Here is a 12,747-nt window from a genome sequence, read left to right as displayed (position 1 = left end):
TGTCGCGTCACTCACCGAAAAATGTGCCGTGCGTTCGGCGGGAGGGTGCCGATTTGGCGGGGCGAACTCGTCTCGCCGGATGCCCTCGGTCGGGTACCCTCTCACGGTAACCTGTGGTCGCGCGGGAAGCGCGTGGTTCGGCTGCGCTACGCTGCGTTACTCGAAGAGTTCGACGGCCTGCTCGTAGCGGGCCGACGGCTCGTCCCAGTCGACGACCTCGAAGAACGCGGAGACGAAGTCGCCGCGGGCCGGGCCGTAGTCGTGGTAGTACGAGTGCTCCCAGACGTCCAGCGCGAGAATCGGGTGGGAGCCCCACAGCGCGCCCTGGTCGTGCTTGTCGACGACGACGTTCCGAAGCTGGTTCGAGAACGAGTCGTAGACGAGAAGCGCCCAGCCGCCGGCCGCGCCGGCCGCCGCTTCGAATTCACCCTTCCACGCCTCGTAGGAGCCGAAGTCCTCCGCGATGCGGTCTGCGAGCGCACCTTCGGGTTCGTCGCCGCCTTCCGGCGACATGTTCTGCCAGAACAGGTCGTGCAGAATGTGTCCCGAGCCGTTGTGGGTGACGTTGCGGAGCGCGCCGGCGGACGAGCCGAACTCGCCTGCTTCGCGGTTCTCGGCGAGGGTTTCTTCGGCCGCGTTCCAGCCGTTGACGTAGCCCTGGTGGTGGGTGTCGTGATGCCACGTCAGCACCTGCTCGGAGATGTGGGGCTCAAGCGCGTCGTACTCGTACGGGAGGGGGTCAAGTTCGTAGTCTGACATTGGTGTTCGCAGTTAGACCGAGGGACCGAACACACATGTACTTTCGCTGAACGCGATTTACGTAGTGGGTTTGATATGTATGGGTGCAAACACTCTCGGGCGCTCGCTCACGCCTCGGAACCAACTCTGGCGTCGTCGAGTTCGGCCTGTACTTCCCCCCACGACACCGGCGGTTCGAACGCGGCCAGCGTCTCTTCGAACGACTCGATTCGCGCCCCGTACTCGTCGGTCCACGACGGTCGGGCGAGTCCGCCGAGGCGCTCGCGGAGGCGCTGTACGCGGGCGCCGTGTTCGTCGAGGTCGGCGGCGGCCTCGTCGAGACCGTCAGTCGCCGCGTCCGACTCGGGAGCCAACTCCCGCAAGTCGTCGAGTTCGGCCCGTACGTCCTCGACCAACAGGGCGGAGACGCGGGCGCGGAGCGCGGCGTTGCACCACTCGGTCGCGCGGTCGTCGTCAGCGCCCTCGGCGGCGTCGGCGCTGTCTTCGGAACTCTCCGCGTTGGCGACGGCCTCAACCCGGCCGGCGAGTCCGTCGAGCGACTGTTCGAGGGCCGCCAAATCGCCGTCGAGTCCGCGCACGCGAACGTCGTGGTTCGAGAGCCATCGCTCGAACTCCTCGACGTCGAGTTGTATGTCGTCCGCGTGCGCGGTGAGCGCCTGCGCTTCGGACGCGACCTCGCGGAGTCCGAGCACGATGTCGTAGACGGACCGAGGGTCGTCGCGCCAGTCGGTGAGTCCCTGTAACTCCTCGCCGAGCGATTCGACCCGTTCGGTCGCGTTCGTAACCTTCGCTTCGAACACGCCGAGACGGGACCGGACGGCACCGACGGCCGCGTCGTCGCCGGCGGCCTCGCGGGCGTCGTCGAGGTCGATAGACGCGAGTTCGACGCGCGTCTCCGCGGTCGACAGAATCATCGACGTGTCCGTGACCGCCGAATCGACGCCGTCGGCCGTCACCGCGCCGTCTTCGGTCACGTGACTGAGGACCGCCCGAACGGTGTCGGGGTCCCGGGAGTCGTCCGCGTCCACGACGCGGTCGGCCGCGTCAGATTTAGACAGACCGATGATACGTTCGAAGCCTGTGGTTCCGTCCTGCTGAGCCATCGTCCGTACGTATCTCGGCGCCCGTTATATTTTCTGTCGTCTCGATTACGTTCGGGTATATAGTTCTCCGTACTGATGTGTGCGCTAATATCGAACTATTTCGCCTCTTAGTGTTACGGTGAACTCTGATAGAACTAAACCGGTATTATAAACGCATTTTATTTAAAACCGGGTCAGTCCACGTGATGGCGCAAGATTCCAAGAAGTTGGCAGGCAGCGTATCACGTCGGCAGTTCCTCGTCGCGTCGAGTGCGGCGGGCGTTGCGGGGCTCGCCGGTTGTTCGGGGCAGTCGAGTTCCGAGACCGACGCGCCGGCGACCGAAGAAGCGGAGACGGACGCTCCCGAGACCACGACCTCGACCCCCGAGGAGACGAGCGAATCGAGCGAATCGAGCGCACCGCAGATGCTCACCGCCGAGGGTTCGTCGACGGTGTACCCCATCGCGAACAAGGGGAGTTCCTACTGGAACTCCAACGCGCCGCCGAGCGACGGCGAGTACTGGGGTTCGAACGACGAATCTACCGTCCCCGGCTGGGACGAACTCGGCGCACCGGACATGCGTCTGGCCGACTACTTCGCGTCCCTCTACGGCTTCGAGCCGACCGAGACGCAGGCGAACCCGGCGTTCGCAACGTCTATCGGCCTGAGCCACTCCGGGACGGGCTGTAAGTCCGTCCGCGACGGTCTCGTCGACATCGGTAACTCGTCGGGGCCGATCACGGCAGAACTCGGCATCAGCGAGTCCGAGGCCGAGGAGAACTACGTGGACCACGTCCTCGGCCGCGACGGTCAGCCCGTCGTCGTCTCGAAGGACGTCTACGACGCGGGCGTGACGGAACTCACCGGCGAAGAAGTCCGCCAAATCTACCAGGACGAAATCACCAACTGGAGCGAAGTCGGCGGCCACGACCAGGAAATCTACGTGGTCGGCCGCGCGGAAGGCTCCGGGACGGACACCTCCTTCCGCCTCAACATGCTCGGCAGCGCCGACGCCTCGATGGAGGGCGTCGACACCCGTAAGGGCCAGAACCAGCAGGTCGCGACCGTCGTCCAGCAGAACGACGGCGCCATCGCGTACATGGCCCTCGCGTTCACCGGCCCGGAGGTCCAGCCCATCGGCATCGAATTCGAGGGCACGCTCTACGCGCCGGACAAGAGCGCGGAGCACACCATCTTCGACAGCGACTACCCGCTGAACCGCGACCTCCACCAGTACACGACCGTCACGGAGGACACCCCGAGCGGGACGGACATGCGCGAAGCCGCGTTCATGAACATGTTCCTGACCACGTTCGGTCAGAAGCTGTTCGTCGAGGACAACAACTACATCCCACTGCCTGACAAGGACCTTCAGGCCGAGAAGGACAAGCTTCCGAGCCAAGCGTAACGCGGCTCGGACGCGGTAGCGGTTCCTGAACCTCGTTCTTTCCATTCATCGACGCTCCAATCATGAACGTACTTCCAAACTCCGACGGTGCCGGCCTCCGAGCGGCGGCTCGGCGAGGGCTCCGGCGCGGTCGCGACTTCGTCGACGAGACGCCGCCGGACGCGCTCGTCACGGTCACGGTCGCGGCGGTGTCGCTCCTCGCGGCGTTCGCGGGCTTTCTGGCCGTCTCGTCGCTGACGGCCGTCCCGTTCGCGGTGTTCCTCGTCGCGACGGGGTACGGCTGGCTCAGACACCAAGAATTGACAGCGCGCGTGCTCACGCTGACGACGACGGTCTCGACCATCCTCGTCCTCGGGCTCATCCTCGTCTTCATCTTCGCGGAGGCGTGGCCGACCGTGCAGTACGCGACCGTGAACGTCTTCGGTATTCCGATTCCGGGCCTGCGGCTCTTCATCGAGACGCGCTGGAGTCCGGTGACGCCGCCGATTCAGTACTCGCTCGTCCCGATGATTCACGGGACGGTGCTCGTCACCATCATCGCGACGGCCGTCGCCGCGCCGCTGGGCGTGGCCGCGGCGCTCTTCCTCAGCGAAATCGCGCCGCGGACCGTCCGCGAGGTCGTCAAACCGGGCGTCGAGATTCTGGCGGGTATCCCCTCCATCGTCTACGGCTTCATCGGCTTTACCATCCTCAGCCCGTGGGCGGCCGACCAGTTCGACATCGTCGGACAGGGAACCTACCTCTTCGTCGGTATCGTCGTCGGGCTGATGGCGCTGCCGACGGTCGTCTCGGTCGCGGAGGACGCGCTCAACAGCGTCCCCGAGTCGATGAAAAGCGGGTCGCTCGCCCTCGGCACGACCGACTGGCAGACGATGACCTCTATCACGCTGCCGGCGGCCTTCTCGGGCGTCTCGGCCGCGGTCCTCCTCGGCGTGGGTCGCGCCATCGGCGAGACGATGGCCGCGACCGTGATGCTCCGCGGCAGTCCGGGGCTCACGAATCCGCTGTACAACGTCTTTTACGGTAACGACACGCTCACGTCGCTCATCGCGGCGAACTACGGCGACGCCGACGGCCTCCAGCTCTCCGCGCTGTTCGTCGCGGGCGTCATCCTGTTCGTCACGGTGCTGTTCCTCAGCATCGGGTCGCAGTACATCGAGGCGCGCATGCGCCGGAAGCTCGGGGGTGCCGAATAATGGCGGGCGCGACCGAATCCACGCTCGTCAGCGAAGACACCTCCGAGACCGAGGCGGTCGCCGCCGGCGCGGTGGGGCTGGCGGCGGTGCTGTTCGCCCTCTCGCTCGCGGCGATGTTCGAACTCGTGACCATCACCGACCCCGTCGCGGGCGTGCCGATGGTCGCGCTCCTCGGCGGGCTGTTGGTCCTCCTCGGCCTCGCCGTCGTCGGCTTCGGCGTCGGCTCTCGACTCGGCTACGTCGCGACCAACCCCAGACCGACCGCCGGACTGGTCGCTTCGGGAGCGTTCGCGCTCGTCTGGTTCGTCGTCGGTGGACTCGTCGCCTCGCAGACGCTCGGGCTCGGGACGGCCGGGTGGGTCGTCGCGTCGCTCGTCACCGGCGGGGTCGGGTTCGCGGTGAGCGCGCTCCCCCGCGAGGACATCGGCTCGACGCTCCCCGCCGGCGCGCTCGCCGCGTTCGCCGGTCTCGTCTTCCTCACCGGCGTCATCGGGCCGTCGTGGGTGTGGGACCTCGGGTGGGAACAGCAGGCGTCGTTCAACGCCGAGTTCACGATTCCGGTCCTGACGGCGTTCTGTTCCCTGCTCGTCGGCTGGGCCGCCGCGAAGGCCTACGGCGGGTTCGGCGCGCGCGGCCGCCACATCGGCGCGTACGTCCTCGTCTACCTGAACGCCCTCACCATCATCGCGGTGCTGTTCCTCCTCGTCGCGTTCACGGTGCTGAAGGGCCTGCCGGGGCTGTTCAACGGTCTCGCGTTCGGCGCGGGTGCGGGTCCCGAAGTGACGCTCGTCGGCGTGACGTTCTCGCTGCCCCTCTCGTGGCCGTTCGTCATGAACGGCGTCGCGCTCCTCAACGACGTGAACGGCGTCCTCCCGGCCATCGCGGGCACGATTTGGCTCGTCGTCGGGGCGGTGCTGTTCGCCGTCCCGCTGGGCGTCGGCGCGGCCGTCTTCATCACCGAGTACGCGGACCGCGGGCGCTTCACGCAGGTCGTCGAAATCGCAACCAACGGCCTGTGGAGCACGCCCAGCATCGTCTTCGGGCTGTTCGGACTGGCGTTCCTCGTCCCCCGACTCGGCAACCAGAAGTCGCTGCTCGCGGGGATGCTCACACTCGGCTTCATGCTCCTCCCGCTCGTCGTCATCACGAGTCGGGAGTCGATGCTGGCGGTCCCCGACGAGTACCGCGACGCGAGCGCGGCGCTCGGCGTCACGAAGTGGCAGACGGTTCGGAGCATCGTCCTCCCGGCGGCGCTCCCGGGCATCATCACGGGCATCATCCTCGGCGTCGGCCGCATCGCCGGCGAGACCGCGCCGATTCTCCTGACGATGTCGGGGAGCGTCGCCCCGCCGGGGAGTCAGACGGTCGACGTGGTCGGCGGCTTCCAGTTCTCGCTTGCCCCGCCGTTCGTGACCAACCCCGAACTGATGCAGGCGACGTCGGCGCTGCCGTATCAGCTCTACTCGCTTATCACCGCGGGCGTCGGGCAGTCGTCGAACATCGGCGCTATCGACGAGTTCCGGTGGGCGACGGCGCTCATCCTGCTCGTGGTCGTCTTGGGCTTCTACGCGGTCGGCATCGCGACGCGGTACTACTTCCGGAGTAAACTTCAGCACGAGTAACCATGAGTGAAACCAGACAGACGGCGGACGACGGACAGACGACGGACAGCGAACTCGCCGGCGGCGCGAGCGCGAGCCCCGGCACCGACCAGCCGCTCGAAGTCACGAGCGGTGAGACGCGCGAGCGGACCCGCGAGGAGTGGGTCGAACACGAGTTCGAGGGCGACGCGAAGCTCTCGGTCTCCGACCTCGACGTCTACTACGGCGACGACCACGCGCTGAAGGGCGTCTCCATGGAGATTCCCGAGAACAGCGTCACGGCGCTCATCGGCCCTTCGGGCTGCGGAAAATCGACGTTTCTGCGGTGTCTCAACCGGATGAACGACCGCATCAAGGCCGCGCGCATCGACGGCTCGGTCCGGCTCGAAGGCGAGGAGATCTACCAGGAGGGCGTCAACCTCGTGGAACTGCGCAAGCGCGTCGGCATGGTGTTCCAGTCACCGAACCCGTTCCCGAAGAGCATCGCGGACAACATCTCATACGGGCCGCGGAAACACGGCGACCTCGACACCGGCCTGCTCGCCAACTTGCTCGGCCGGAGCGACGACGACGCGGTCGACGAACTCGTCGAACGCTCCCTGCGGCAGGCGGCGCTGTGGGACGAGGTGCAGGACCGCCTCGACGACAACGCGCTCGGGCTCTCCGGCGGCCAGCAACAGCGGCTCTGCATCGCCCGCGCGCTGGCGACTGACCCCGAGGTGCTCCTCATGGACGAGCCCGCGTCGGCGCTCGACCCCATCGCGACCTCGAAAATCGAGGACCTCGTCCACGACCTCGCGGAGGAGTACACGGTCGTCATCGTCACCCATAACATGCAGCAGGCGGCGCGCATCTCGGACCAGACGGCGGTGTTCCTCACCGGCGGCGAACTCGTCGAGTACGGCGACACCGACCAGGTGTTCGAGGACCCCCAGAGCCAGCGCGTCGAGGACTACATCAGCGGCAAGTTCGGATAACGTCCGGTCCCGTCCCGGGGTCCGAGTCGGACTGAGCGCCGGTCCCCGCCGAGCGTCCCCGCGTCCGGCGACGCTCGCTTTTCGTCAGTCGAATCACCCGCCGAGGCGGGGGCGGCGTCACCGCGGAACTGGCACGCAGACAACACGATTTCAGACACGCCAACACAATGGAGACACGCAAGATACAGCAGGTCAGCAACGGGACGTTCACCGTCTCGCTCCCCAGAGAGTGGGCGGACGGCGAGGGCATCACCGCCGGTACCGTTGTCGACCTCCACACGCACCTCGACGGGATGCTCGTCATACAGGCACCCGAGTGCGAGGACGACGCGTCGATGCAGTTCACGGTGACCGTCGACGGCGGTGACGGGGACGGCGGGGACGGCGGAGACGATTCCGCCGGTGACGGTCTCGAACAGACGCTCCGGGCGGCCTACGCCGCCGGGTCGAAACAGGTCGTCGTCGAGGCCGACGGGACGTTCGACGCCGCACAGCGACAGGCCGTCAGACGGGTCGCCCGCAACCTCGTCGGCGTGACCATCACGGAGGAGTCGGACGCGTCCGTCACGGTTCGGAACGTCCTCGACGCGAACGAGGTCTCCATCCGCCAGTCGGTCCGACAGCTCCAGTTCGTCGCCGTCTCGATGCACCGCGACGCGACCGCCGCGCTCACCGGTGCCGCCCCGCTCGACGGGTTCGCGGAGCGCGACGACCGCGCCGACCGCCTCTTTGCGATGGTCGACCGGCACTTCACCCGCGGGCTCGACCGCCTCGACGAGGTGGACGCCCTCGGCGAGACGCGCCCGGAGCTGTTCCGCCTCCACACCGCGGCCCGCGAGTTAGAGCGCGTGGCCGACCAGGCCGAGCGAATCGCCGCCGTCGCGTCGGCGGTCCCCGACCCGCTGCCCCCCGCGGTCGCCGACGAGGTGTCCGAACTCGCCGAGGTCGTCCCCGAGGCGCTCGACGACGCGGTGCAGGTCGCGCTCGACGGCGAGGACCCCGACGCGGCGCGGGAGGCGCTTTCGGCGCGGGACCGGGTCCGCGAGGGCGTCGGGAAGGTCGAGCGACGGCTGTTCGAGGAGGCGGACCCGGACGTCGACGTTGACCACCGATTCGCCCACGCGCTCCACGCGCTCGAACGGACGGCCGAACACGTCGGCAACGTCGCTGAGGTCGGTCTCCGGACCGCGGTCCGTACGCACAACATGGACGAGCGACCGACCCGCGAGAACAGGAGCGAAAGCGAGTCCGCGGAACACTCCCAGCGCGCTTGACGGTTCAGTGTCCAATCCACGGGACGATTCGGGGCGGCCGCGGGAAAGAGCGCGCCTAGTCCTCCCGCGGCGAGACGAGATTCGTCAGGACGCGGTCACCGAACAGGACGACGAGCGCCGCGCCGACGAGGTTAAACAGGAGGTCGAGCGCGGTATCGGTTCGGCCGTAGGAGACGAGCACGGGGTCGATGCCGAGCGCGTCGGCTCCGCGGTGGATGGCGTACTCCGCGAGTTCCCAGAGCACGCCGGCGCAGACGACAACCGCGAGCACGCGGGTCGCGGGGTCGCGGCCGCGGCGACGCGACAGCACGTGGACGACCCCGCCGAGAATCGTCGCGGAGTGGGTGTGAGTGAGATGGTCCCACCACCACACGTCGTCGTAAGGACCGAGCATCCCGGCCGAGTGGGTCAGCATGGCCGACTCGACGTAGACGCGCTGCCACGGGCGGAACTCGACGCCGACCAGTCGCTCGAAGGCCTCGGGGAGGTACGTGCCCGCGAGCGCGAACGCGGCGTTCACCATCGCCGCGGGGTTGCGGCGGCGGAGCCCGGTCAGAAACACGACGACGATTGCGTATCTGATTCCGTCGTCCGGTCGCCGCCGTCCCGTCGAATCGCTCGTTTCGGTCACGGTCGTTCTCATCGGGACTGTCGTCGGCATCGGGGAAAAACGTTGACAGCCGGACGGCGGTCGGGCGCAGACAGGTCGCCGGTCGCGGACGGGTCGCCGGTTTCAGACGACGGACGAGAGCGCGTCCATCACGCGGTCGACCTTCTCCACGTCGGCGTTGTAGCCCATGTGACCGACCCGGAGGATATCGTCTGCGAGGCCGGCGAGCCCGGTCGCGAGGACGATGTCGTGTTCCGATTCGAGTTCGGCTTGGACGCGTTTCGCCTCGCCGGGGAGGTGGAACGCCGTCACCGTCGGAGAACTGCGCTCGGCGTCGGGATAGATATCGAGGCCGAAGTCGGCTCCGCGCTCGCGGCAGTGCGCGGCGGCCTCCTCGTGGCGTTCGTAGACGGCGTCGAGCCCTTCTTCGAGGAGCATCGACAGCGACTCGTCGAGGGCGGCGACGTTCGCGCCGAGGTGGGTGTACGGGAAGCCCTCGCTGGTGTCGCGCCACGGGAGGAGGTTCGTGTAGAGCGAGTCGGGGTCGCGCTCCTCGACGGCCTCCCACGCGCGGTCGCTGACGGCGGCCGTCGTCAGCCCCGGCGGCGAGCTAAACGCCTTCTGGGACGCGCCGAGGTTGATGTCGATGTGCTCGCTCGGGACGGGCGCGCCGCCGAGCGAGGAGACGGCGTCGACGATGGTCAGCACGCCGTGGTCGGAGAGCAGTTCGAGCACCGGCGCGATGTCGTTGAGCGTGCCCGTCGGCGTCTCGCAGTGGACCATCGTGGCGACAGCGAACTCGCCGTCGTCGAGCGCGGCTTCGACGCCAGCGAGGTCGAGCGGGTCGGTGTAGTCGGCACCGACGAGGGTCGGCTCGCCGCCGTAGCTCTCGACGAAGTCGGCGAAGCCGTCGCCGTAGAGGCCGTTCGAGACGCAGAGCACGTCGTCGCCGGGGGCGACCGTGGAGGCGATGGCGGCTTCGAGGCCGAGGATGCCCTCGCCGCCCATGACGACCACGTCGTCGTCGGTGTCGTAGACGCGCCCGAGTTTCTCGCAGACCTCGTCGTAGGTGTCGAAGAAGGACTGCTCGATGTCGGGGTTCGGCATCGGCTCGCTCATCCGGTCGCGGACCCGCGGCGGGACGGCCGTGGGACCGGGTGTCATCAGCATGAATCCCCGTTACGGACAGAGCGTCTTAGCAGTACGGCATCCGTGGCGAGCGTCCGACCGCGTCGGCAGCGATAACCGACCGGCAGCCGGCGAACGTGACCGCCCGCGCCGGCGGCGGACGGGAAGGCACAAAAGCGCCCTCGCCGTCAGCCACGTGTATGGGCAAACTCTCACCTGCGGACCTCGACCGCTACGTCTTCTCGCGGACGGGGGCACCCAACGACGACCTGCTCGTCGGGGCCGGCTACGGCGAGGACGCCGCCGCCGTCGCCACCGGCGAGGGGACGATGGTCGTCAGCACCGACCCCATCTCGCTCGCCGCCGAGCGCATCGGCACCCTCGGCGTCGCCATCGCCAGCAACGACGTGGCCGCCTGCGGGGGCGTCCCCGAGTGGCTCGTGAGCACCGTCCTCCTCCCCGAACCGGACGTGGACCTCCTCGACGACATCACCGCCCAACTCGACGCGGAGGCCGAACGACTCGGCATCAGCATCGTCGGCGGCCACACCGAGACGGTCGCCGGGCTCTCCCGGCCGCTCCTCTCGCTCACCTGCATGGGGCCGACCGACCGATACGTCCCGACGAGCGGCGCGGAACCCGGCGATTCGGTGGTTCTCACCAAGGGAGCCGGCGTCGAAGGGACGGCCGTCCTCGCCACCGACTTCCGCGCCGACCTCGACGCGGCGAGCGTCGAACCCGCGGCCATCGACCGCGCCGCGGGCTTCTTCGACGACATCAGCGTCCTCCCCGAGTCGGCGGTGCTCGCGCCCGCCGCGACCGCGATGCACGACCCGACCGAGGGCGGCGTCCTCAACGGACTGGTCGAACTCGCCTGCGCCTCGGGCGTCCGAATCGAGGTCGACGGCGACGACGTGCCCGTCCGCCCCGAGACGCGGGCGCTCTGCGAGGCGATGGGCGTCGATCCGATGCGGATTCTCGGCTCCGGCGCGCTCCTCGCGGCGGTCCCCGAAGGCGAGGCCGACGACGCGCTCGCCGCGCTCGAACGCGAGGGTATCGAGGCGACGGTGGTCGGAACCGTCGAATCGGCGGGCGACGGCGCGGGTTCGAACGCGGACGCGGACTCGACCGCGCCGGCCCCGGGCGTCGTCTACGACGGGACGCACTACGCCGACGGCGTCGAAGACGACATGTACGACCTCTGGAACTGAGGCGAACGCGAGCCGGCGACCCGCGCCGTCGGCGGCGACCCGACCCGGCCCGACCCAACACGACTTTGACTACTGAAATCTCACTTGGAGATATGACTGCTGAACGTCCGTCTCGACTCGCGAGCGACCCGCCGGGAGCGCCGAAATCGACCCGGACCGCGGTGGTCGAATGAGAGGCGTCGTCGTCGCCGGCACGGCCTCCGGCGTCGGAAAGACCGTCACGACGCTCGCGGTGTGCCGCGCGCTCGAACGCGAGGGCTACGCGGTCCAACCGGCCAAGGCCGGCCCCGACTTCATCGACCCATCGCACCACGCGGCAATCGTCGGGAAACCGTCGCGGACGCTCGACCCGTGGCTCGAAGGGGACGACGGCATGCGCCGGACCTACGCCCGCGGCGAGGGCGACATCTGCGTCGTCGAGGGCATGATGGGCCTCTACGACGGCGACACGTCGACGGCTCGGGTCGCCGCCCTCCTCGACCTCCCCGTGGTCCTCGTCGCGGACGCGAGAGCCGGGATGCAGAGCGTCGCGGCGACGGCCTACGGCTTCCGGGCCTACGCGGACCGGATGGGCATCGACGCCGACGTGGCCGGCGTCATCGCCTCCCGCGCTCACGGCGGCCGCCACGCCGAGGGCATCCGCGACGCGCTCCCCGAGGAACTGCCGTACCTCGGTCGAATCCCGCCGAGCGACGACCTCGAAATTCCCGAGCGCCACCTCGGCCTCCACCTCGGTGACGAGGCCCCGCTGTCCGACGAGGCGCTCGACGCCGCGGCCGACGGGATTCGCGCCGACGCGCTCGCTGAAGTGGCGCGGGAACCCGACTGGGACGCCGAAGAGGTCGAATCGGGCACGCGAGCCGAGCCAGTCCAAGCTACGGATTCGGACCGCCCGACGGTCGCCGTCGCCCGCGACGAGGCGTTCTGTTTCGTCTACCCCTCGACGCTGGAGCGATTGGAATCGCTCGGCACCGTCTCGTACTTCTCGCCGGTCGCCGGCGACGACCTCCCGGACTGCGACGGCGTCTACCTCCCCGGCGGCTACCCCGAGCGGTTCGCCGCGGACCTCGCGTCGTCACCGACGCTTTCGGCGCTTGCCGACCGCGCCGCCGACGGCCTGCCGGTGTTCGGCGAGTGCGGCGGTCTGATGGCGCTCACCGAATCGCTGACGACGACCGACGGCGACACCCACGAGATGGCCGGCATCCTCCCCGCCGACGTGACGATGCAGGAGCGCTATCAGGCGCTCGACCACGTGGAACTCCGCGCGACCGACGGGACGCTGACCGCCGACGCGGGCGAGACGCTCCGCGGCCACGAGTTCCACTACTCGTCGGCGGACCCGGCGACGGACGCCCGGTTCGCCTTCGACGTGGAGCGCGGTTCCGGCATCGACGGCCGCGAGGGACTCACCGAGTACCGAACCCTCGGCACCTACGCGCACGTCCACCCCGAAAGCGGGGCGTTCGACCGCTTCGTCTCGCGACTGACGGACTGACC

General features: G+C 68.6%; 11 protein-coding genes. 7 read left to right on the top strand and 4 right to left on the bottom strand.

Annotation, left to right across the window (positions count from 1 at the left end):
* Positions 1 to 156: 156 nt before the first annotated feature.
* Both sod and E4P24_RS15670 read right to left on the bottom strand, forming a co-directional pair.
* A complete protein-coding gene (gene sod / locus E4P24_RS15675) occupies positions 157 to 759 on the bottom strand; it encodes a superoxide dismutase (protein ID WP_188148744.1) in 603 nt (200 codons plus the stop codon).
* A 107-nt stretch (positions 760 to 866) separates the two neighbouring features.
* A complete protein-coding gene (locus E4P24_RS15670) occupies positions 867 to 1,862 on the bottom strand; it encodes a halo transducer protein (RefSeq protein WP_188148743.1) in 996 nt (331 codons plus the stop codon).
* Between the two features lie 185 nt (positions 1,863 to 2,047).
* On the opposite strand from E4P24_RS15670, the gene E4P24_RS15665 reads away from it, so the two are divergent.
* The 5 genes from E4P24_RS15665 (at position 2,048) to E4P24_RS15645 (ending at position 8,298) form a co-directional block, all read left to right on the top strand.
* Positions 2,048 to 3,250 (top strand): substrate-binding domain-containing protein, encoded by a 1,203-nt coding sequence (locus E4P24_RS15665; RefSeq protein WP_004064480.1) that lies wholly within the window; start codon positions 2,048 to 2,050, stop codon positions 3,248 to 3,250.
* A 62-nt stretch (positions 3,251 to 3,312) separates the two neighbouring features.
* On the top strand, positions 3,313 to 4,446 hold the full coding sequence (pstC, locus tag E4P24_RS15660; protein ID WP_115803719.1) for a phosphate ABC transporter permease subunit PstC: 1,134 nt from the start codon (positions 3,313 to 3,315) through the stop codon (positions 4,444 to 4,446).
* Positions 4,446 to 6,068 (top strand): phosphate ABC transporter permease PstA, encoded by a 1,623-nt coding sequence (gene pstA / locus E4P24_RS15655; protein WP_188148742.1) that lies wholly within the window; start codon positions 4,446 to 4,448, stop codon positions 6,066 to 6,068. Before pstC ends, pstA begins: the two co-directional genes overlap by 1 nt.
* 2 nt (positions 6,069 to 6,070) lie before the next feature.
* Positions 6,071 to 7,024, top strand: a complete 954-nt coding sequence (pstB, locus tag E4P24_RS15650) for a phosphate ABC transporter ATP-binding protein PstB (protein WP_004064475.1) — start codon at positions 6,071 to 6,073, stop codon at positions 7,022 to 7,024.
* A gap of 167 nt (positions 7,025 to 7,191) precedes the next feature.
* Entirely contained in the window at positions 7,192 to 8,298 is a 1,107-nt protein-coding gene (locus E4P24_RS15645) for a PhoU domain-containing protein (protein ID WP_188148741.1), read from the top strand.
* A gap of 55 nt (positions 8,299 to 8,353) precedes the next feature.
* Here the strand turns inward: E4P24_RS15645 and E4P24_RS15640 are convergent, their stop codons facing one another.
* On the bottom strand, positions 8,354 to 8,941 hold the full coding sequence (locus E4P24_RS15640; RefSeq protein WP_188148740.1) for a hypothetical protein: 588 nt from the start codon (positions 8,939 to 8,941) through the stop codon (positions 8,354 to 8,356).
* Between the two features lie 90 nt (positions 8,942 to 9,031).
* Positions 9,032 to 10,078 (bottom strand): alanine--glyoxylate aminotransferase family protein, encoded by a 1,047-nt coding sequence (locus E4P24_RS15635; protein WP_188148739.1) that lies wholly within the window; start codon positions 10,076 to 10,078, stop codon positions 9,032 to 9,034.
* 158 nt (positions 10,079 to 10,236) lie between these two features.
* Between E4P24_RS15635 and E4P24_RS15630 the strand changes: the two genes are divergently transcribed.
* Complete coding sequence (locus E4P24_RS15630; RefSeq protein WP_188148738.1) at positions 10,237 to 11,247, top strand: AIR synthase family protein; 1,011 nt, start codon at positions 10,237 to 10,239, stop codon at positions 11,245 to 11,247.
* Positions 11,248 to 11,416: 169 nt separating this feature from the next.
* Positions 11,417 to 12,745, top strand: coding sequence for a cobyrinic acid a,c-diamide synthase (locus E4P24_RS15625; RefSeq protein WP_188148737.1), 1,329 nt, complete (start codon positions 11,417 to 11,419; stop codon positions 12,743 to 12,745).
* Positions 12,746 to 12,747 lie beyond the last annotated feature (2 nt).

This window comes from Haloferax sp. AS1 (assembly GCF_014530665.1).
In the GTDB taxonomy this organism is placed as follows: domain Archaea; phylum Halobacteriota; class Halobacteria; order Halobacteriales; family Haloferacaceae; genus Haloferax; species Haloferax volcanii.
This window is presented reverse-complemented; position numbering and strand designations above follow the sequence as displayed.

Bases quoted from the DNA above. Each gene is read 5' to 3' on its own strand.
- sod (WP_188148744.1), bottom strand. From the start codon at position 759: ATGTCAGACTACGAACTTGACCCCCTCCCGTACGAGTACGACGCGCTT.
- E4P24_RS15670 (WP_188148743.1), bottom strand. From the start codon at position 1,862: ATGGCTCAGCAGGACGGAACCACAGGCTTCGAACGTATCATCGGTCTG.
- E4P24_RS15665 (WP_004064480.1), top strand. From the start codon at position 2,048: ATGGCGCAAGATTCCAAGAAGTTGGCAGGCAGCGTATCACGTCGGCAG.
- pstC (WP_115803719.1), top strand. From the start codon at position 3,313: ATGAACGTACTTCCAAACTCCGACGGTGCCGGCCTCCGAGCGGCGGCT.
- pstA (WP_188148742.1), top strand. From the start codon at position 4,446: ATGGCGGGCGCGACCGAATCCACGCTCGTCAGCGAAGACACCTCCGAG.
- pstB (WP_004064475.1), top strand. From the start codon at position 6,071: ATGAGTGAAACCAGACAGACGGCGGACGACGGACAGACGACGGACAGC.
- E4P24_RS15645 (WP_188148741.1), top strand. From the start codon at position 7,192: ATGGAGACACGCAAGATACAGCAGGTCAGCAACGGGACGTTCACCGTC.
- E4P24_RS15640 (WP_188148740.1), bottom strand. From the start codon at position 8,941: ATGAGAACGACCGTGACCGAAACGAGCGATTCGACGGGACGGCGGCGA.
- E4P24_RS15635 (WP_188148739.1), bottom strand. From the start codon at position 10,078: ATGCTGATGACACCCGGTCCCACGGCCGTCCCGCCGCGGGTCCGCGAC.
- E4P24_RS15630 (WP_188148738.1), top strand. From the start codon at position 10,237: ATGGGCAAACTCTCACCTGCGGACCTCGACCGCTACGTCTTCTCGCGG.
- E4P24_RS15625 (WP_188148737.1), top strand. From the start codon at position 11,417: ATGAGAGGCGTCGTCGTCGCCGGCACGGCCTCCGGCGTCGGAAAGACC.